Annotated in this window: 17 protein-coding genes; 10 read left to right on the forward strand and 7 right to left on the reverse strand. The window is 67.7% G+C overall.

Going from position 1 to position 17,872, the window contains the following annotated elements; translation table 11 throughout:
- Positions 1–34 precede the first annotated feature (34 nt).
- Complete coding sequence (locus tag V5740_RS11610; RefSeq protein ID WP_347302638.1) at positions 35–766, forward strand: TonB family protein; 732 nt, start codon at positions 35–37, stop codon at positions 764–766.
- 9 nt (positions 767–775) lie between these two features.
- Positions 776–1,459 carry a Fe2+-dependent dioxygenase gene (locus tag V5740_RS11615; RefSeq protein ID WP_347302639.1) on the forward strand — a complete coding sequence of 228 codons (684 nt, stop codon included), beginning with the start codon at positions 776–778 and terminating at the stop codon, positions 1,457–1,459.
- A 9-nt stretch (positions 1,460–1,468) separates the two neighbouring features.
- Here the strand turns inward: V5740_RS11615 and thiS are convergent, their stop codons facing one another.
- Positions 1,469–2,473: a sulfur carrier protein ThiS gene (gene thiS, locus V5740_RS11620; RefSeq protein WP_347302640.1), complete on the reverse strand. Its 1,005-nt coding sequence runs from the start codon at positions 2,471–2,473 to the stop codon at positions 1,469–1,471.
- 118 nt (positions 2,474–2,591) lie between these two features.
- Here thiS and V5740_RS11625 point away from each other — a divergent pair, with 118 nt between their 5' ends.
- The 5 genes from V5740_RS11625 to V5740_RS11645 all read left to right on the forward strand — a co-directional run bounded on the left by V5740_RS11625 (position 2,592) and on the right by V5740_RS11645 (position 6,459).
- Entirely contained in the window at positions 2,592–3,680 is a 1,089-nt protein-coding gene (locus V5740_RS11625) for a COX15/CtaA family protein (protein WP_347302641.1), read from the forward strand.
- A 19-nt stretch (positions 3,681–3,699) separates the two neighbouring features.
- Entirely contained in the window at positions 3,700–4,476 is a 777-nt protein-coding gene (locus tag V5740_RS11630; protein WP_347302642.1) for a hypothetical protein, read from the forward strand.
- 153 nt (positions 4,477–4,629) lie between these two features.
- Entirely contained in the window at positions 4,630–5,109 is a 480-nt protein-coding gene (gene rplM / locus V5740_RS11635) for a 50S ribosomal protein L13 (RefSeq protein WP_347302643.1), read from the forward strand.
- Entirely contained in the window at positions 5,109–5,642 is a 534-nt protein-coding gene (gene rpsI / locus V5740_RS11640; protein WP_347302644.1) for a 30S ribosomal protein S9, read from the forward strand. Before rplM ends, rpsI begins: the two co-directional genes overlap by 1 nt.
- A 124-nt stretch (positions 5,643–5,766) precedes the next feature.
- Positions 5,767–6,459, forward strand: coding sequence for a hypothetical protein (locus V5740_RS11645; RefSeq protein ID WP_347302645.1), 693 nt, complete (start codon positions 5,767–5,769; stop codon positions 6,457–6,459).
- Positions 6,460–6,483: 24 nt separating this feature from the next.
- On the opposite strand, the gene V5740_RS11650 is transcribed toward V5740_RS11645, so the two are convergent.
- The 3 genes from V5740_RS11650 to V5740_RS11660 all read right to left on the reverse strand — a co-directional run bounded on the left by V5740_RS11650 (position 6,484) and on the right by V5740_RS11660 (position 9,233).
- Entirely contained in the window at positions 6,484–7,104 is a 621-nt protein-coding gene (locus tag V5740_RS11650; protein WP_347302646.1) for a hypothetical protein, read from the reverse strand.
- A 12-nt stretch (positions 7,105–7,116) separates the two neighbouring features.
- Entirely contained in the window at positions 7,117–8,187 is a 1,071-nt protein-coding gene (locus tag V5740_RS11655; protein ID WP_347302647.1) for a sterol desaturase family protein, read from the reverse strand.
- Positions 8,188–8,297: 110 nt separating this feature from the next.
- Positions 8,298–9,233, reverse strand: a complete 936-nt coding sequence (locus tag V5740_RS11660) for a YncE family protein (RefSeq protein ID WP_347302648.1) — start codon at positions 9,231–9,233, stop codon at positions 8,298–8,300.
- Between the two features lie 238 nt (positions 9,234–9,471).
- Between V5740_RS11660 and V5740_RS11665 the strand changes: the two genes are divergently transcribed.
- Both V5740_RS11665 and V5740_RS11670 read left to right on the forward strand, forming a co-directional pair.
- Positions 9,472–9,804 carry a UrcA family protein gene (locus V5740_RS11665; protein WP_347302649.1) on the forward strand — a complete coding sequence of 111 codons (333 nt, stop codon included), beginning with the start codon at positions 9,472–9,474 and terminating at the stop codon, positions 9,802–9,804.
- Between the two features lie 292 nt (positions 9,805–10,096).
- Positions 10,097–12,577, forward strand: coding sequence for a TonB-dependent receptor (locus V5740_RS11670; RefSeq protein WP_347302650.1), 2,481 nt, complete (start codon positions 10,097–10,099; stop codon positions 12,575–12,577).
- Positions 12,578–12,617: 40 nt separating this feature from the next.
- Here V5740_RS11670 and V5740_RS11675 read toward each other — a convergent pair whose 3' ends face one another.
- The 3 genes from V5740_RS11675 to V5740_RS11685 are packed head-to-tail and all read right to left on the reverse strand — an operon-like array spanning position 12,618 to position 16,562.
- Positions 12,618–14,174: a sulfotransferase gene (locus V5740_RS11675; RefSeq protein WP_347302651.1), complete on the reverse strand. Its 1,557-nt coding sequence runs from the start codon at positions 14,172–14,174 to the stop codon at positions 12,618–12,620.
- Positions 14,171–15,097, reverse strand: a complete 927-nt coding sequence (locus V5740_RS11680; RefSeq protein WP_347302652.1) for a response regulator transcription factor — start codon at positions 15,095–15,097, stop codon at positions 14,171–14,173. The genes V5740_RS11675 and V5740_RS11680 overlap by 4 nt, the downstream gene beginning before the upstream one ends.
- Positions 15,087–16,562 carry an ATP-binding protein gene (locus V5740_RS11685; protein ID WP_347302653.1) on the reverse strand — a complete coding sequence of 492 codons (1,476 nt, stop codon included), beginning with the start codon at positions 16,560–16,562 and terminating at the stop codon, positions 15,087–15,089. Before V5740_RS11685 ends, V5740_RS11680 begins: the two co-directional genes overlap by 11 nt.
- 245 nt (positions 16,563–16,807) lie before the next feature.
- On the opposite strand from V5740_RS11685, the gene V5740_RS11690 reads away from it, so the two are divergent.
- Positions 16,808–17,866 (forward strand): putative urea ABC transporter substrate-binding protein, encoded by a 1,059-nt coding sequence (locus V5740_RS11690; protein WP_347302654.1) that lies wholly within the window; start codon positions 16,808–16,810, stop codon positions 17,864–17,866.
- Positions 17,867–17,872 lie beyond the last annotated feature (6 nt).

The raw sequence follows: 17,872 nt of genomic DNA on the forward strand, positions 1-17,872 counted from the left end.
TCGCCCGGGGGGATGCACGGAGTTGTACACGGCCATGCTGCTGGAACGCGCGGACGGCGTCGCATGGGGCGGGCACATGCCCGCCCCAGTGCCGCAAGCCCGGTATGACGCCGGCGGGCAGGGCCGTTTGTTGGCGATAGGTGTCACCGCTGCGGTTCATGTTGTGCTGTTGCTCGGCCTGCTGGCCCTGGGCATCCATGCGACCCGCACCGACCGGCAGCGCATCGTGGCCATCAACCTGACTCCGGTGGAGAGGCACCCACCACCGCCCGAGCAGGCACCCGAGCCCGCACCGGTGGAACAGCGTCAGCTCGACACCATGGTGCGCACACCCGACGTGCCGCAACCCGTCAACGTTCCGCGCCCGGCGATCGCGCTGGCAGCGCCGGCACCGCAAGCCGTCGCCGCGCCGCCGGCTCCCCCGGCACCTGCGCCGTCCGCGCCCCGGCAAGCGGCACCTGCCGTACCGGCTGAGGTCAGCACCGTTCAGGGCGGCGACCTTGGCGCCCGCGTCCTCTCCGCCCCCGCGCCCCGCTACCCGGTGCAGAGCCGGCGCAAGCGCGAACAGGGCACGGTGGAACTGCTGCTGACGCTGGGGACCGACGGGACGGTGGAGACCATCGCCGTCAGCCGCAGCAGTGGCTTCGATCGACTGGACGATGCCGCGCTGTCGGCGGTGCGCCGCTGGCGGTGGGAGCCGATCATGCAGGCCGGCGCGCCGGTGCGGGTCCGCGGCATCGTCGCGATCCCCTTCGTGCTCGCCTGACCGCCACCCATGCTGATCGCCATTCCCGATGTGCTGGACGCGTCGCGCCTCGCCCGTGTGCGCAGCCTGGTTGATGGCGCCGCCTGGGTCGACGGCAATGTAACCTCCGGTCCGCAGTCCGCGCTTGCCAAGGACAACAACCAATTGCCCGAGGATAGCCCCGCCGCGCAGGAGGCGGGGCGCATCGTGCTGGAGGCGCTGGGCGCCAATCCGCTGTTCATCGCCGCGGCCCTGCCGCTCAGCATCTTCCCGCCATTGTTCAACGCCTATGCCGGTGGGCAGAAGTTCGGCACCCATGTCGACAATGCGGTGCGCATTCATGCCGCCACCGGCCTGCGGGTCCGTTCCGACCTGTCGATGACGGTCTTCCTGGAAGATCCCGCCGCCTATGACGGCGGGGAGCTGGTGGTGGAGACCAATTTCGGCGCGCAGGCGGTCAAGCTGCCCGCCGGCCACGCGGTGCTCTACCCATCGTCATCGCTGCACCGAGTGGAGCCCGTCACAAGGGGGCGCCGGGTGGCGAGCTTCCTGTGGCTGCAATCCATGGTGCGCGACGACGCGGCGCGGGCGATCCTGTTCGATCTCGACCGGTCGGTGCAGGACCTGGTCGTCGCGCAAGGCCATGGCGATCCGGCGGTGATCCGCCTGACAGGCGTATATCACAACCTCCTGCGCCGCTGGGCCGACGCCTAGCAGCGCGCCCTAGATCAGGCCCGCCAGCGGGCTGGACGGATCGGCGTAGCGGCGCGTGGCCATGCGCCCCGCCAGATAGGCGTCGCGGCCCGCCTCCACCGCCAGCTTCATCGCGCGGGCCATGCGCACCGGGTCCTTCGCCTCAGCGATGGCGGTGTTCATCAGCACACCATCGACGCCCAGTTCCATGGCGACGGCCGCGTCGCTGGCGGTGCCGACCCCGGCATCGACCAGCACGGGCACCTTCGCCCCTTCCACGATCAGGCGGATGGTGACGCGGTTCTGGATGCCCAGGCCGCTGCCGATCGGTGCGCCCAGCGGCATGATGGCGACCGCGCCCGCCTCCTCCAGCTGCTTGGCCGCGATTGGATCGTCCACGCAATAGACCATCGGCTTGAATCCTTCGCGCACCAGCACCTCCGTCGCCTTCAGCGTCTCGCGCATGTCGGGATACAGCGTACGCGCCTCCCCCAGCACCTCCAGCTTCACCAGATCCCAGCCGCCCGCCTCCCGCGCCAGGCGCAGCGTGCGGATCGCGCTGTCCGCGTCGAAGCAGCCGGCGGTGTTGGGCAGGTAGGTGACCTTGGCCGGATCGATGAAGTCGGTCAGCATCGGTGCGGACGGATCGGACACGTTCACCCGGCGGACCGCCACCGTCACGATCTCCGCGCCACTTGCCGCCAACGCGGCGGCGTTCTGGGCGAAGTCCTTGTACTTGCCGGTGCCGACGATCAGGCGTGACCTGAAACGATGGCCGGCGACCTCCCAACTGTCATCTTCGGCTGCCACCGGCGGCACCCCATGGTCGCCCCCACCCACGAAATGCACGATCTCCAACACGTCCCCATCGGCCAGCGGCGCCTGGGCCAGCGTAGACCGTGGCACGATCGCCCCGTTGTGCTCCACCGCGACCTTCGCGGGGCTGAGCGACAGTTCGGTCACCAGGTCGGCAATGGTGGCGGCATCGGTCCGGCGGGGCGCGCCGTTGACGGTCAGGGAAAAGGGCTGGGTCATCCCCGGCGAGATAGCGCGGGTCGGCGCGGGCGCAAGGCAGACCGTTGCGACGAAGCGTGGGCAGGGGAAGATGTGCTGTTCTCTTGCGCTTTTTTTCCGCTGTGCCAACACCGGTAACATGGTCGCACACCACACCGCCCAAGCGGATACAGGTGCTAGCCTGATCCGCCAGCCTGCCGTCCGGCCCGGCAAGGCACGCCCATTGGCAATCGCCCGCTGGCTGTGGCTGGTGGCGGTGCTGGTCGTGCTGATGGTGGTTGTCGGCGGGATCACCCGGCTGACCGAATCCGGCCTGTCGATCACCCAGTGGAAGCCGGTAACCGGCGCGATTCCCCCCCTGACGCAGGCGCAATGGCAGGCTGAATTCGACCGTTACCGGCAGATTCCGGAATATGTGCAGGTGACGGGTCCCGCCGGCATGACGCTGGCCGATTACAAGTTCATCTACTTCTGGGAATGGGCCCACCGGTTGCTCGGGCGGGTGATCGGCGTGGCGTTCGCGCTGCCTCTGCTGTGGTTCTGGTGGCGAAAGGCGATCCCGCAGGGTTATGGCCGGCGTCTGGTGGCGCTGCTGGCACTGGGTGCGCTGCAGGGCGTGTTCGGCTGGTTCATGGTCCGGTCCGGCCTTGCCGGCACGCGGACCGATGTCAGCCATCTGTGGCTGTCGATCCACCTGCTGACCGCCTTCTTGACCCTGGCGGGCCTCGCCTGGACGGCGCTGGATCTGCAGGCGGCGGCGCGTACCGGCGATGTCCGGACCCGCGCGCGGGTAACCGGCATGGGTGCTGCCGTGGCACTGGTGCTGTTCGTGCAATTGATGCTGGGAGCGTGGGTTGCGGGCCTTGATGCGGGGCTCGCTTCCGACACCTGGCCGTTGATGCAGGGGCGACTGGTGCCGGAGATCGACTGGACCCAAGGACCCTTGCGTGTCCTGACCGGCGATCCCTTCGCAATTCATTGGCTGCACCGCTGGTGGGCGTTCGTGGCCGTTGCCGCGCTGGTGGTGCTGGCCCGGCAGGTTCGCGCGGCCGGTGGGCGGAAGGCGTCGATTGCAATCCACAGCGCGTCCGGCATTCAGATCCTGCTCGGCATCGCAACCGTGCTGACGGGGGTGGCCCTGCCATTGGCGGTGCTGCACCAGCTGGTGGGGGCACTGCTGGTACTTGCGACGGCGTGGGGCGTGCATGTGGTCGGGCGTCGGGCCTGATGCTGACGGGGGGTGGGGCATGAGGATCGATGTGGCGGAGCCTGCCGGTCGGCGGCTGATGGTGCTGGCGCTGGCCATCCCGGCGCTGGTCACGCTGCCGCTGCCCGTCATGGCCGAACAGGTGCTGGCGCCGCCGCCCGCCGATGGGCAGGCGCCGCGTTTCACGCCGCCGCCGACACCGATGCTCTATACCCGCCGGCTGCAGCGGGAGCTCGCCGATGGCAAGTTGTTCGTCGTCACCAGGTCCTTCGCCATCCGTTTCGAACCGGTGGCGGATGGCTTCCGTGTGACCGGCGAACAGGTTGGGGTGGAGGTGGACGCGCCCCCGTCGCTCGCCCGCTTCGTGCAGCTGGAGCGGCAGCGGGTGGAGCAAGGCCTGTTCCCTTTGCAGTTGACCGCCACCGGGCAGATCGTCGGGCTGAAGGAGGTGAACCAAGCCCCGCAGCTCGACAGCGCGATCGCCCAGGTCCTGACCAACATCGCGGAGGTCGTCCGCCCCGCGGCCGATGCGGCGCAGCTCGCCCGGTTTGCCCGCGCCATTCATGAGAACGCGCTGCTGCTGCTGACCACCCTGCCGCCTGATCTGTTCGCGCCTGAGCGGGAGGAGCACAAGGAAAGCCGCACCCTGAACCTGCCCGATGGTGGGGAGGGTATCGTCACCGCCAGCTATCGTGCCAGTCGGTTGAGCGGCAGCGGCCTGCTGCAAGCGGCGGAGCGGGAGATCGTGACGGAGGTCGACGGGCACCGCAAGCGGACACTGGAAAGCTGGACTTTGACGCCGCTGCCGGCTGCCTGAAAAGGCATGCGGTATTATTTTACCGTGCCGCAAAGCCGCGGCAAACCTTGACTTCTGCGCGCCTGCGCGGTTAGGGCGCGCCCACTTCGCAACGGAAGCGGCTCGTCCGCGCCCCGCGCCGAATCACCTGAGCATTCACGAAACGGAGCAGCCATGAAGGCGCTGAGCAAGCAGACGCGGTCGATCAAGCCGGCTGAAGTCGAGAAGAAGTGGCATGTGATCGATGCCGAAGGCCTGGTCGTCGGCCGGCTGGCGGTGATCGTCGCCAATCACCTGCGCGGTAAGCACAAGCCGAGCTTTACCCCGCACGTCGATTGTGGCGACCACGTGATCGTCATCAACGCCGACAAGGTCCGCTTCACCGGCAACAAGCGCCAGGAGAAGACCTATTACAAGCACACCGGCTATGCCGGCGGCATCAAGGCGGTGACCGCCGCCAAGGTGCTGGATGGCCGTTTCCCGGAACGTGTGCTGGAAAAGGCGGTGGAACGCATGATCCCGCGCGGGCCGCTGGGTCGTGACCAGATGCGTGCCCTGCACCTGTATGTCGGGACCGAGCATCCGCATGCCGGGCAGCAGCCCGAGACGCTCGACATCGTTTCCCTGAACCGCAAGAACAAGGCTGCCGCGTAATGGCCGACACCACCAACACCGTCACCGACCTGGCCGACCTGCAGAACCTGGGCGCCGGCACCACGGACGAAGCCGTCGAGGGTGAGACCGCGGTCCGCACTCCGCGCGTCTCCAACGCGCCGCTGCGCGAGCAGGAGATCGACGCGCAGGGCCGTGCCTATGCCACCGGCCGCCGCAAGGACGCGGTTGCCCGCGTGTGGATCAAGCCCGGCAGCGGCAAGATCGTGGTCAACGGGCGTGAGCAGGAAGTGTACTTCGCCCGTCCGACCCTGCGTCTGGTCATCAACCAGCCGTTCCAGGTTGCCGACCGCGAGGGCCAGTACGACGTGATCGCCACCGTGAAGGGCGGCGGGCTGTCGGGCCAGGCCGGCGCGGTCAAGCACGGGATCAGCCAGGCGCTGTCCAAGTACGAGCCCGCGCTGCGCGCAGAGGTCAAGGCTGCCGGCTTCCTGACCCGCGACAGCCGTACGGTCGAGCGCAAGAAGTACGGCCGCGCCAAGGCGCGCCGGAGCTTCCAGTTCTCCAAGCGCTGACACGGTTCACACCGGACACAAGAAAGGGCGGCCTCGCGGGGCCGCCCTTTTTTGTTGCTGTCCGCCGGTCGCCGCAGGTCCTGGCTCGATGGCGGTGAGCGGCGGTCGATGGCATGGTATGCCCATGCACCGCCTCTCGCCATCTCTCGCCCCGATGTTCCTGCTGGCAGGCTGCATGGATGCAACTGCCATCCCGCCGCAGACGGTAGAGGCGAATACGACATGCACCCGCGACGGGCTGGTGCAGGCCGAGGTCAGCACCGTCATCAGCCGGTATGTCGCCACCTTGGTCACGCCGGCAGACAGCCGTGCCACGCTGCGGGATGCGGCACGGCTGACACTGCCCTGCGGCTTCACGCTGGATGCGCGCTGGTTCCAGCACCTGATCGTGACGGACGGGCGGGAGGTGCGCCAGTATCGGGAGAACAATCCCTTCGGCTTTGCCGTACCCCTCGGCTTCGGACAGCCGGTCACACGCTCGTACAGGTTGCAGCCGTTTGACCAACCATACAGGCTGAAAGCCAATGATTGCGCTGCGGAGCTTGGGAAGGTTGCGGTCGAACTGCCTTGCGGCGCGTTCGGCGGCAGCCTGTTCGCTGCGGAGGCTGACCCGGCTGGCGGGTGGCGGCTGGTGCATTACCGCAAGGATGCGTCCGGCTGGCATCGCATGGCGGAGGCCGGGCGCCTGCGCGTGCGCGTGCGCCCGGTACAGGTGGCTTTCATCCCGGTGCCCGACGCGCCCGGCGGCACGGTGACACTGTATCTGCAGGATGGAGAGGCGCTTTACCGCGTGTTCCTGGACGTAAGCTACGGCTAGGCTTCGTGCTGTGATACCTGATGATCAGGCCTTCCCGCCGCCCAGCGCCTTGCGAAACAGCGCCTTGACCTTGCGGTCTTCCAGCACGCGGCCGATCACGTACAACGCCGCGAAGATACCGGCGAAGACATAGGCCGTAGTGGGGGAGCGAGGATTTTTCTTCTCGCTGTTCTTCTTCTCGTCCTTCTTGTCCGCGCCGGGCTTCTCCGGGACCGGGGCGCCCAGCGCCTTGTCGATCCAGTGCTGCGGCAGCTCCAGATCTTCCTTCTTCTCGTCCTTCTTCTTCTCTTCCGCGCCGGCGCTTTCCAGCGTGCCGATCCACACTGTCGCCTGCGCGATGCCGATGAACAGTAGCGGCAGCAGGAAGCAGAACATCAGCATCCGGCTGTTCAGGCGGTAACGCAGGACCGGCCCGGCCGCATCCTGCTCCACCTTCAGCTCGCCCCGGTCGAACACCGCCATCCGGTCCTGTGCGGCCGGATCCTGCTTGCTGAATGACAGCGTGTTGCCGGCGCGCTGGTGGCTAGTGCCGTAGGCATCGAACAGGGGATCGAGGCGGGTGAAGGTCTCGTCCACGCTCTGCCCATGCGGCAGTCGCAGGCTGCCGGCGACGTGCCAGATCCGGTCCAGGAAACGAGGGGTCACGGCGTGATCCATTCAGGCTGCGGCCAGCGCCGGATCGGCGGCGACGGGTTGCGCGGCAGGAGTGGCCACGGCGGCAGGGCTGGCCGCGAGGGCACCTTCCTGCTCCCGCCCACGGCGTTCCCGCGCCTGGGCCCGGCGTTCGCGATAGGTCTTCAGCCCTTCGGTGAAGGGATAGACCATGGTCTCACGGATGGACATGCGGCGGCCGCCCTCCATGCCCAGCAGCTCCGCCTCGCCATCGACGGCAGTGCCGAACATGCGATCGATGATGACCCAGGTGCTGGAATAGTTGGAGCGCGACGCTTCGAAATCCTGCGAGTGGTGGACGCTGTGATGCTCCGTCGTGTTGAACAGGAAGCGCCACCAACGCGGCGTGTTGAAGCGGACATTGATGTGCTGGTACGTGCCGACCGCCATGCCCAGCGCGCCCGCCAGCAGCGCGGCGCGCGGCAGGAAGTCGAAGAAACCGCCGATGCCGAGGCCGATCAGGAACAGCTCGATCGGGTTGCCGTTCGCGCCCTTGTTGATGTTCAGCTGCGTGATGTAGTGGTGCGGCGCGTGGGTCAGCCACAGCGGGTACCAGTTATGCATCCCGCGATGCATCCAGTACTGCCCGAAATCGAAGATGAACGAGATCAGGAAGGCCTGCAGCAGCAGCGGCATGGCCAGGAACCAGGCCAGCTTGTCCCACGCCATGCTGCCCTGGATCGCCTCGATCATGACGCCGTCGCCGATATAGCTGTCGACCATGCGCAGCACGGTGTAGCCGAGTGAGACGTAGAACAGGTCGGTCGTCAATTCCTTCCACGTAAGCTTCCAGCTTTCGTGGCGCGGCGTCAGCCATTCGAGGCCGAGCAGGAAGACCTTGAAGCCGATCCCGATCCACAGGCCGACGGAAGCGACCGCCCAGTCATTGGGGGCGTAGTACCAGAAGGCGACCAGGGCCAGCAGCACGGCGGGCTGGAACCAGCTGAAGAACAGCCGCTTGGGCAGGCTGCCTTCCACCTTGGGGAGGTTGTCCCACCCGATCGTGACCGGCGCCTGCGCCCCGATCACCCGCTTGCCCACTACCGTACCTGCCATGTTATTCCCCGTTTCGCGGAAGAAGTGGCGCGGCAATTAAAGAAGGATGGGCATGAACGGCATACGTCAGCTGACGTAGGATGCGGGAAAAGCGGCCGATTTCCGCGGGTTCAAGGTTGCGCGGCCGCTTCTGCGGCGGCCCCTGTGCCGGTCCACCAAGACAATGTGTGATTGTCATGGGCGGAGGTCCAGACGCCTTGCGGGGTCCAGCGCAGCGCGCCGCTGCCCGCCGCGGCGCCGTGGCGGCCGACCACCGCCATTGCCAGCGGGTCCACCTCCACAAAGGTCTGCCCCAGCGTGGTGCGCAGCCACACGCGGCCGCCGCCGGTGTCGATGTCACCCCATTTCAATGTCTCGTCCACCGCGACCCGGCCGGTGACCGCGGCAGAACCTGGATCGATTCGCGCCAGCGTGCCGTCGCCCTGTTCCTGCACCCACACCGCACCCTCGCCCGCCGCCAGGAAGCCCGGCGCGCGGCCCATCGCAGTGGTGGCGACGACCTGGTTGGTGGCGGGATCGATCTTCTGCAGCGTCCCCCCCTTCAGGCTGACGGCCCATAAGGCATCGAAGCCATAGGCCAGGGTGAAGCTGCCTTCGTTGACCGGCACGGTGGCGATCACGGCGTTGGTCGCCGGATCGACGCGGGCGAGGGCGGCGGTCTCGCTCGCCACCCAGACCGATCCGGCACCGCTGACGACGTTCAGCTCCCCATCCGGGCTGCCGAGTCCGGTCGGTACGGTGGCCTGCCGCTCTCCGGTGGCAAGGTCCACGCGCACCAGCACCCGTTCCTTGCAATCGGCGACCCACAGAGACCCGTCGGCGACCGCCATGGTGCCGCAGGCGCGGCCGAGCGGTGATTCCGCCAGCTTGCCGTCGCGGCCCCACTTCTCGACCTTCTCGCGGTTGGTGACCCAGACCGCGTCGCCGTCCACCGCCAGGAAATCGGCGAAGCCGGGTACGCTGATCGGGTGTTCCACCGGATCGGCGATCGCCGCGCTGCTGCCGGCGAGAAGGGCTGCGATCACACCAGCCCGGACGATCTTCATGCCGCACGCCTCCCTTTGGTGCACGGGTATGCCGCGGGTGCGGCGGAAGGCAGGTGGGCAAATGACGTATCGCCCGCCGCCGGCAGCTTGCTTATCGTCCCCCCTGTTCTCTCCTGCGACCACCGGAGGCCTTTGCGCCTCCGGTGGCGTCTTTCGTTGCAACGAACGGCCCCGTCGCCTATGTCACACGCGCGCCCGCGCCAGACGGGCTTGTCGTAAGACGCAGGAGAGAATGCCCATGAAGTCCATGCTGCTGGCGCTCTGCGCCGCCGCGACTGTGCTGCCGGGTGCGGCAGCGGTCGCGAACACTGCCGAAAGCCCATTTGTCCGCTCCGAATCCGTTGTCCGCGCGGACGATCTCGACCTCACCCGCCCGGCCGACCGGCTGCGGCTGGAAACACGCCTCGCCACCGCGGCGGAAGAGGTGTGCGGCCGGGGCATGGACCGCCTCCATAATGTCGCCAAGGACAAGGCCCGCACCTGCAAGGCAGAAGTGCTGGCCGAGAGCCGGGCGCAATACCAGACGCTGGTTGCCCGGGCCGAAAGCGCCCGCACGCTGGCGCTGAACTGAGGGGCATCCAGCCCTTTATCCGGGCTGCCCTGTCAGCAGGGTAGCCCGGTCTTCCCACCCGCACCTATCGCCGGCGGAAAGGGAAATTGTGCCGGAACGACCCGGCTTTGCCGCAATGCGGCATCATACGTCAAACACCCCATTGGCCGCCTGACCGCGGCTTCATAGCAAACACCCTCGCGGGATCGATGCGGAGGAGTTCAATCCTCCCGACCACCGGCCATGTCCGGTCCGCGCCAGGGGGACGTCCTGTGAAGCCAAGACATAATGCGCGGACATAAGGGGCAATGATTTGACCAACGGCAGCACTTTCCGGCTTTCCCTGCTTTCGGCGACCATCCTGGGCGGTACAGCCCTGGCGCTGCCGGCCGCTGCGCAGAGCACGGGCGCAAGCGATCCAACCCGGCAGGAGCCGGCAGGCACCCAGATCGCCGCGGCGGACGACAACGCCATTATCGTGACGGCGACCCGCCGCGCGACCACGCTGCTCGACACCCCGATCAACATCACCGCATTGTCGGGCGACACACTGGCGCAGCAGCGCGTGGACGACGTGCGCGACATCGCCGATTTCACCCCGGGCCTGACCATCCCCGACACCGGCCCGCGCAGCACCGGCTCGATCGTCCTTCGTGGCCTGAACGCGGGCGACACCAGCGACACCGGCTCGGGCTATGACAATGCGCTCGGCATCTACCTGGGCGAAGTGCCGCTGTATTACGACTTCAAGCTGCTCGACATCGATCGGGTGGAGGTGCTGCTGGGGCCGCAGGGCACGCTGTATGGCCTCGGCACGCTGGCGGGTGCGATCCGCTACATCCCCAAGCTGCCCGATGCCGACGAGTTCCAGGCGGAGGTGCATGGCCGCGTCTATGCCAAGGCGCATAGCGAGGATGCCGGCGTCCAGGCCGATGCGGTGATCAACATCCCCATCGTCACCGATCACGTCGCCTTCCGCAGCGTGAACGGCTATTACTTCGACCCCGGCTTCATCGACTATCCGCTGCTGCTGCAGACGCCCGGCGTCTCAATCGCGCAGCCTGGTGGGCCGGACGGCTTCTTCACGGACGAGGCGTATGCCGCTAATCTCCGGCGCGAGAACGACCTCAATTACGAACGCACCTACACCAGCCGCAACCAGCTGCTGCTGCAGACCGGGCCGAACTTCCGCGCGATCGTCACCTATGCCTACCAGCAGACGGAGACGGAGGGCGTGCAGGCGAACCATGCCGGCGTGCTGAACACCGGCCGGTACGAAAGCGCCGCCCGCTACACCGAACCGGCAGAGCGTCATGCCCACCTTGCCGCGCTGGAGCTGAACATCAGCGTCGGCGATATCTTCGATATCGTGTCGAGCACCGGCTACACCGAGGTGAAGACCGAAGCGCAGGGCGACGTGACCGACCTGCTGCTCGACCTCGACTACGATTACGAGGCGTTCCCGGCCTTCTCCGGCTTCAACTACAACCGCACGAAGCGCGAGCAGGTGAACCAGGAGGTGCGGTTCGTCTCCACCCATGGCGGCCCGCTCAGCTGGGTGATCGGCGGCTTCTACAACGAACAGAAGCTCGACAGCTATGGGTTCGAGAGCACGCCCGGCCTGTCCGACTTCTACGGGGTGCCCAACAACCCGGACGATCTAGAATATATCAGCTACATCCGCAGCAAGATCGAGGAAAAGGCGGTCTTCGGCGAGGCGACGCTGAACATCACCGATGAATGGCAGGTCACCGGCGGCCTGCGCTATTTCGACTACACGTCGGAGATCACCGGCGCGCTCAGCCTGCCGCTGCTGGGCGATCCGACCGACGTCTATTCGCAGGAGCCGGCGGGCGGCGTCGGCGGCGAGGATGGCGTGGTGTGGAAGTTCAACACCTCCTACCGCTTCGCGCCCGACTTCATGGCCTATGCCACCTACAGCAAGGGCTATCGCATCGGTGGGCCGAACCGTGTGGCGCCGTGCCCCGACCCGGTGCCGGAAGATCAGCAGAACGCCTGCGCGCTGCCCAACGAACAGCAATACGGGCCGGACACGACCAAGAACCTGGAGATCGGCATCCGCGCCGGCCTGTTCGACCGTCGCCTGAACATCAGCGCCAACGTGTTCAACATCGACTGGGAGGGTATCCAGGTCGCCAGCGCCACCTTCTACGGCGTGACCGGCATCACGGTGAACGGCGGCAAGGCGCGCAGCCGCGGGTTCGAGGCGACGTTCAACGCGCAGCCGATCCCGCCGCTGTCGATCGCGGGCAGCTATTCCTTCACCGATGCGGAGCTGCGGTCGGACGTGCCGGACCTGATCGCGGTGCGCACGATCCCGGGCTATTACGGTCCGTACCGGTCGCGCACCCGGCCCGATCTGCCGACCAAGTTCAGCCAGCTCGATGCGCTGAAGGGTGACCGGCTGCCCGGTTCGGCACGCCACACCGCCAGCCTCGGCGCGACCTACACGCATGACCTCAACGACGATGCGGAGCTGATCGCCAACTGGACCGCGACCTATCGCGGCGAGGTGGTGACCCGGCTCGGCGGGGCGCGCACCTCCGGCGAGGTGTTGCCGGATTACCTGACGCACCGGGCATCGCTGACCTACGCGACCGATCGGTTCGACCTGACGCTGTGGGCCAACAACATCTTCGACAAGTATGCCGTGACCTCCATCGGCAACGACCTGTCGCGGGTTGGCGTCAATGACGGGCAGGCCGTCCGCTTCTACAGCCGGGCGGTGCTGAACCCGCGGACCGTGGGCCTGGAAGCGCGCATCCGCATGTAGTGCGTGCGATCCTCCCCATGCCCGGCATGGGGAGGATCATCTACTCGGTACTGATCCCCGCCGCCTGCAGCAGGGCGCGGGCAGGCGCCAGCGCATCGGCCTGCACCTGCCAGCGCCCGACCGCATCGGCATTCATCGGTCGGCGGACCTGCGCCGCGCTGGGGGTCGCCACGGCGGCGCTGTTGCGGTGGAAATGCAGGCACGCCTCGTCCCACGGCAGGCCGCAATGCGCCAGCAGCTGCCGGGTCTCGCCCTCCTGATCGGCGACAAGCCTTTCGTAATCCATTTCCAGCACGCGGCCGGGTAATTGCCGCTGCCAGAACCGCATCAGCCGGTCGAAGCGGATGTAGTACCGCGCCGTGTCCGCCAGATCGTAGGAATAGAAGTAATAGGGCGAGGTGCTGGCGAACAAGTGCTTGTAATTGCTCCATATCGTATCGAGCGGGTGGCGCCGCAGGCACACGATGCTGGCCCGTGGGAAGGCGCGGGCGATGAACCCGGTATAGAGCATATTGGCGGGCAGCTTGTCGGTGAACCGCTCCACCCCCGGCAACACATGCTGGCGCGCGCGCTGCAGATAGAGACGTGCGATGTCCGCCGGATCGGCCGCGACCGCCGCATGGACCGTAGCGGGATCGATGATGCGCCGCGACGGGGTGCCGGCCAACTGCTTCACCGCCAGCGGCATCGCCTGCAGCTCCCCGGCGGACGCGACCTGCGGGTGTGAGGACAGGATGCGATCGACCAAGGTGGTGCCGGTGCGCGGCATTCCGACAACGAAGACCGGCGCGGCATTTTCGTCGGATGGCGGGCCGATCTCGGCGAATGCCTGCTCGATCGCGTCGAAGACCGCCGCGTCATCGGCGAAGTCATAGGCCAGCCGGGCGCGATGCGCGCCGTTTGCGGTGTCGAGGTGGTGGAATGCGGCCTGGTGCTCGCCCAGTTCCTCGCATTCCTTGGCAAGTGCGTAGCGGATGCGCAGCGCATCATCAGGCGCGGGGTCGGCCGCCACCACCGCCTCCAGCCGAGCGATGTGGTTGTGACCGGCGTCGTGACGGCGGAGGCCTGACAGCGCATAATGCGCCCGGCCATGGTCGGGCACGCGGGCGATCACCCCTTCGAACTGCTCGGCCGCCTCCGCCGCCTGCCCGACGAATCCCAGCGCCGCCGCCAGGTTGTAGCGGAACTCGGCATTGTCCGGCGCCGATGCCACCGCCTGTTCGAACAGGCACACTGCCGCGGCATGGTCGCCCAGCCGCACAAGCACGCAGCCGATCGTGTCGGCGGTAAGGGCGTCGGCCGGGCCTGCCGCCTCCGCCCGCGATGCCGCCTGACGCGCCTCCGCATCGCGGCGGGCGGCGATCAGCAGCCGCGCGTGCTGCGCCAGGTATTCGGCGGTTGGGGCGAGTGCCACCGCCTGCGCCAGCAGGGGCAGGGCCCGGCTGACCCGGCCTTCCGCCGCGTCCACGATGCCTTGCAGGAACAGCGCCTCTGCCGAACCGCCCAGTCGCGCGGCGATCCGGCGCACCGCCGCGTGATCGCCTGCGGCCAGCGCCGCGCGGCCCTGCGCGTGCAGGCCCGCCGGCGGATCGCTCAATGCACCAGGCTCAGCGTGCGGACCGCGGCGGCGGCGGCGGCGGCGCGGTTTTCCACCCCCATCTTCTCGAACACCTGCTCCAGATGCTTGTTCACCGTGCGGGGACTGATGCCCAGGATTTCGCTGATCTCGCGGTTGGGCTTGCCGCGGCTGATCCACAGCAGCACCTCCGCCTCGCGCCGGGTCAGGCCGTGGCGGGCGGACAGGGCCTGCTCCTCCTCCGCCTCGCCAGTCTGGCTGATGCGGAACAGCCATTCGTTCGCGCCATTGCGGCCCAGCAGCATCAGGTCGACCCGCTCGCCCGCGACTTCGACGCGCGCAGAGTTCGTGTCGCCCGGTTGTTCGGTCTGCAACCGGCGCAGCGTCTGCAGCAGACCGCCCGGCAGTTCGCGCGCATCGCGCCATTCGGCGAACAGGTCGGACAGCAGCGCGGCCGCCTTCGGCGTGGTCCACACGACCTCCCCCGCCGTGGTCAACGCCAGCACCGCGCGCCCGCTGCTGTCCAGCGCCACCTGGCTGCTGCGGGTGATGCGCGCATTGGCGAGGTGGACGCGCACCCGCGCCAGCAACTCGTCCACGACGACGGGCTTGGCCACGTAATCGACGCCGCCCGCGGCGAAGCCGTCGACGACATGCTCCGTCTCCGTCAGCCCGGTCATGAAGATGACGGGCACATGAGCCCAGCGTGGGTCGGCCTTGATCCGCCGGGTGGTCTCGAACCCGTCCAGCCCCGGCATCACCGCGTCCATCAGGATCAGGTCGGGGATGATATGTTCCAGCAGATCGAGTGCCGCCGCGCCGTCATTGGCGATCAGCACCGTATGATCGGCGCGTTCCAGCGTACTGGTCAGGAAGCTTAGTGATTCGGGCGTGTCGTCCACCACCAGCAGGGTCGGCCGCGGCTGGCCAGCGTCACTCGCCATGGCCGTGCCCCTCCAGGATCTTCAGGTAACCTTTCAGATCGAAGCCGTCCGCATGCGCGCGCAGCCTGGCGGAGAGGGCCGCAGCGGCGGGGACGGCGTGCTCCAGCTCGTCCAGCTTGGGGCCGATCGCGCGGACATGGCCGATCCGGCCAAGATGCCGCAGTTCCGCAAGGAACGGCGCCGCCTCCACCATGGATCCGGGTGGGGCAAGCGCAGCCTGTTCCGGCCCGGCGCCCGTCGACGCCTCGGCGATCCAGTCGAGCCGCAATTGCGCCGCCAGTGCATCCAGCAGCGCCTCCAGCTCCACCGGCTTCATCAGGAAGCCGTCATGCGCGCTGCCGCCATCGCCGCCGGCGGCGAATTCGTGGGCGTTGGCCGACACCATCAGGATGCGCAGCCCCTCACCACCCTGGACCCGCAGCGTTTCCGCCACCTGCCAGCCGCGCATGTCGGGCAGGTGGATGTCGAGCAGCGCGATGTCCGGCCGGTACATCGCGGCTAGCGCGATGCCTTCCGCGCCGTTGCCCGCCGTGTGGACCGTGAAACCCAGCGGCACCAGCAGCGCCTGCAGCACCGCCAGTTGCGCGGGATCGTCATCCACCAGCAGCACGCTGCGGCGTGGGCCGGCATAGCCGGCGACGCGACGGCGGCGGGCGGTTTCGGGCGGCGCCTCCGCCGGTTCGGGCAGCAGCAGGCGCACGCGGAACGTGCTGCCTTCGCCCGGCGTGCTGCGGACGGTGATGTCGCCGCCCATGATCTGCACCAGCACGCGCGTGATCGCGAGGCCGAGGCCCGTGCCCGGCTGCGCATGCCGGTCGTTGATCGCACCCCGGTTGAACGGTTCGAAGATGCGGTCCTGATCTTCGGCCGCGATGCCGATGCCGCTGTCGCTGACCTCCACGTCGACCGTCTGGCTGCGATACCGGACATGGATCGCGGCATGGCCGCTGTCGGTATACTTCACCGCGTTGGACAGCAGGTTGATCAGGATCTGGCGCAGCCGCTTCTCGTCCGTCCGTACGCAGGCGGGGATGCGGCCTTCGGTGGTGAAGCGGAATTCAAGCCCCTTCGCCTCCGCCTGCATGCGGAACATCTCCACCAGCTGGTCCAGCAAAGCGGGGAAGGGCACGAGGTCGCGGCTGAGCTTCAGCACGCCGCTTTCGATCCGGCTGATGTCGAGCAGGCCGTTGACAAGGTTGGTCAGATGCTCGGCCGAGCGACGGATCACGCGCGCCGCCTCCACCGGGGAGACGCCGGCATCGCGTTCCAGCAACTGGGCGTAGCCGTAAATGGCGTTGAGCGGGCTGCGGATCTCGTGGCTGACGCCCACCAGGTACCGGCTCTTGGCCTGGTTCGCCGCGACGGCGGCGTCGCGGGCGCGCTGCAATTGCGCGATCGTCCTGCCTTGCGCAGCAAGCTCCGCCTGCAGGTCGGCGAGCATGTCAGGCGCGTGCGCATCCGTCATGGCCGCGGGGTCGCACCGGGCCAGGCGGGTCGCTCTGCTCCTGATCGGCGGGGGTCCGCCATGCGTCTCCTTTGTCAGCGGCCCGCGATGTGCGGGGCTTCCTGCGCATACAAGCCAGCATGGCAGCCGCGCGGCAAGGTGGTCAAATGGCGTATTACGAAATCCGTGGCGAGTAATAACGGTGTGTCCCAGTTCACGGCAGCGGGAAGCGGGGCTCAATGCGTTTGGCGATCAACAGGTTTCGGATGACCGCCGGCTTGGCGCTGGCTCTGACGCTGACCGCCTGCGGCGGCGGCGCATCCGATCCGGCGGAGCCGCGCACGGACTTCGCCATTGGCTGGTCGATCTATGCCGGGTGGATGCCATGGCCCTACGCCGAACAGACCGGCATCGTGAAGAAGTGGGCCGACAAGTACGGCATCACCATCGATGTGGTGCAGGTCAACGATTACGTCGAATCGGTCAACCAGTACACCGCCGGCAAGCTGGACGGCGTAACCGTCGCCAGCATGGACGCGCTGACCATTCCTGCCGCCAGCGGCAAGGATACCAGTGCGATCATCATCGGCGACTATTCCAACGGCAATGATGGCGTGGTGTTGAAGGGGGCGGGCAACATCGCCGCCATCCGCGGCCGCACCGTGTATCTCGCGGAATTGTCGGTCTCCCATTATCTGCTGGCCCGCGGGCTGGAAAGCGCCGGGCTGGCGCTGACCGACGTGAAGACGGTCAACACGTCCGACGCCGACATCGTCAGCGCCTTTGCCAGCCCGCAGGCGAATGCGGCGGTGGCCTGGAACCCGCAGCTTTCTGAGATCGCCCGGATGCCCGGCGCCAGCGCGGTGTTCACCTCCGCGCAGATCCCGGGCGAGATCCTGGATCTGCTGGCGGTGGATACCGCTACGCTCGCCGCCAATCCGAACCTCGGCAAGGCGCTGGCCGGTATCTGGTACGAGACGATGGCGATCATGACCCGGCAGGACGCCACCGGGGCAGAGGCGCGCGCCGCCATGGCGAAGCTCGCCGGCACCACGCCCGAGGCGTTCGAGGCGCAGCTGAAGACCACCTACCTTTATGCGGAACCCGCCTCCGCCGTGCAGGCCGCCAGCGCACCCGAACTGGTGACGGCGATGACCCGCGTGCGCGATTTCAGCTATTCCAAGGGGCTGTTCGGCCCCGGCGCGCCATCGGCCGACACCGTGGGCATGGCGTTCCCCGGCAACCGCACGCTGGGCAATCCGCAGAACGTGAAGCTGCGCTTCGACGCCAGCTTCATGCAGATGGCGGCCGACGGCAAGCTGTAAGGGGTA

Source organism: Croceibacterium sp. TMG7-5b_MA50, assembly GCF_039830145.1.
Lineage (GTDB): Bacteria > Pseudomonadota > Alphaproteobacteria > Sphingomonadales > Sphingomonadaceae > Croceibacterium.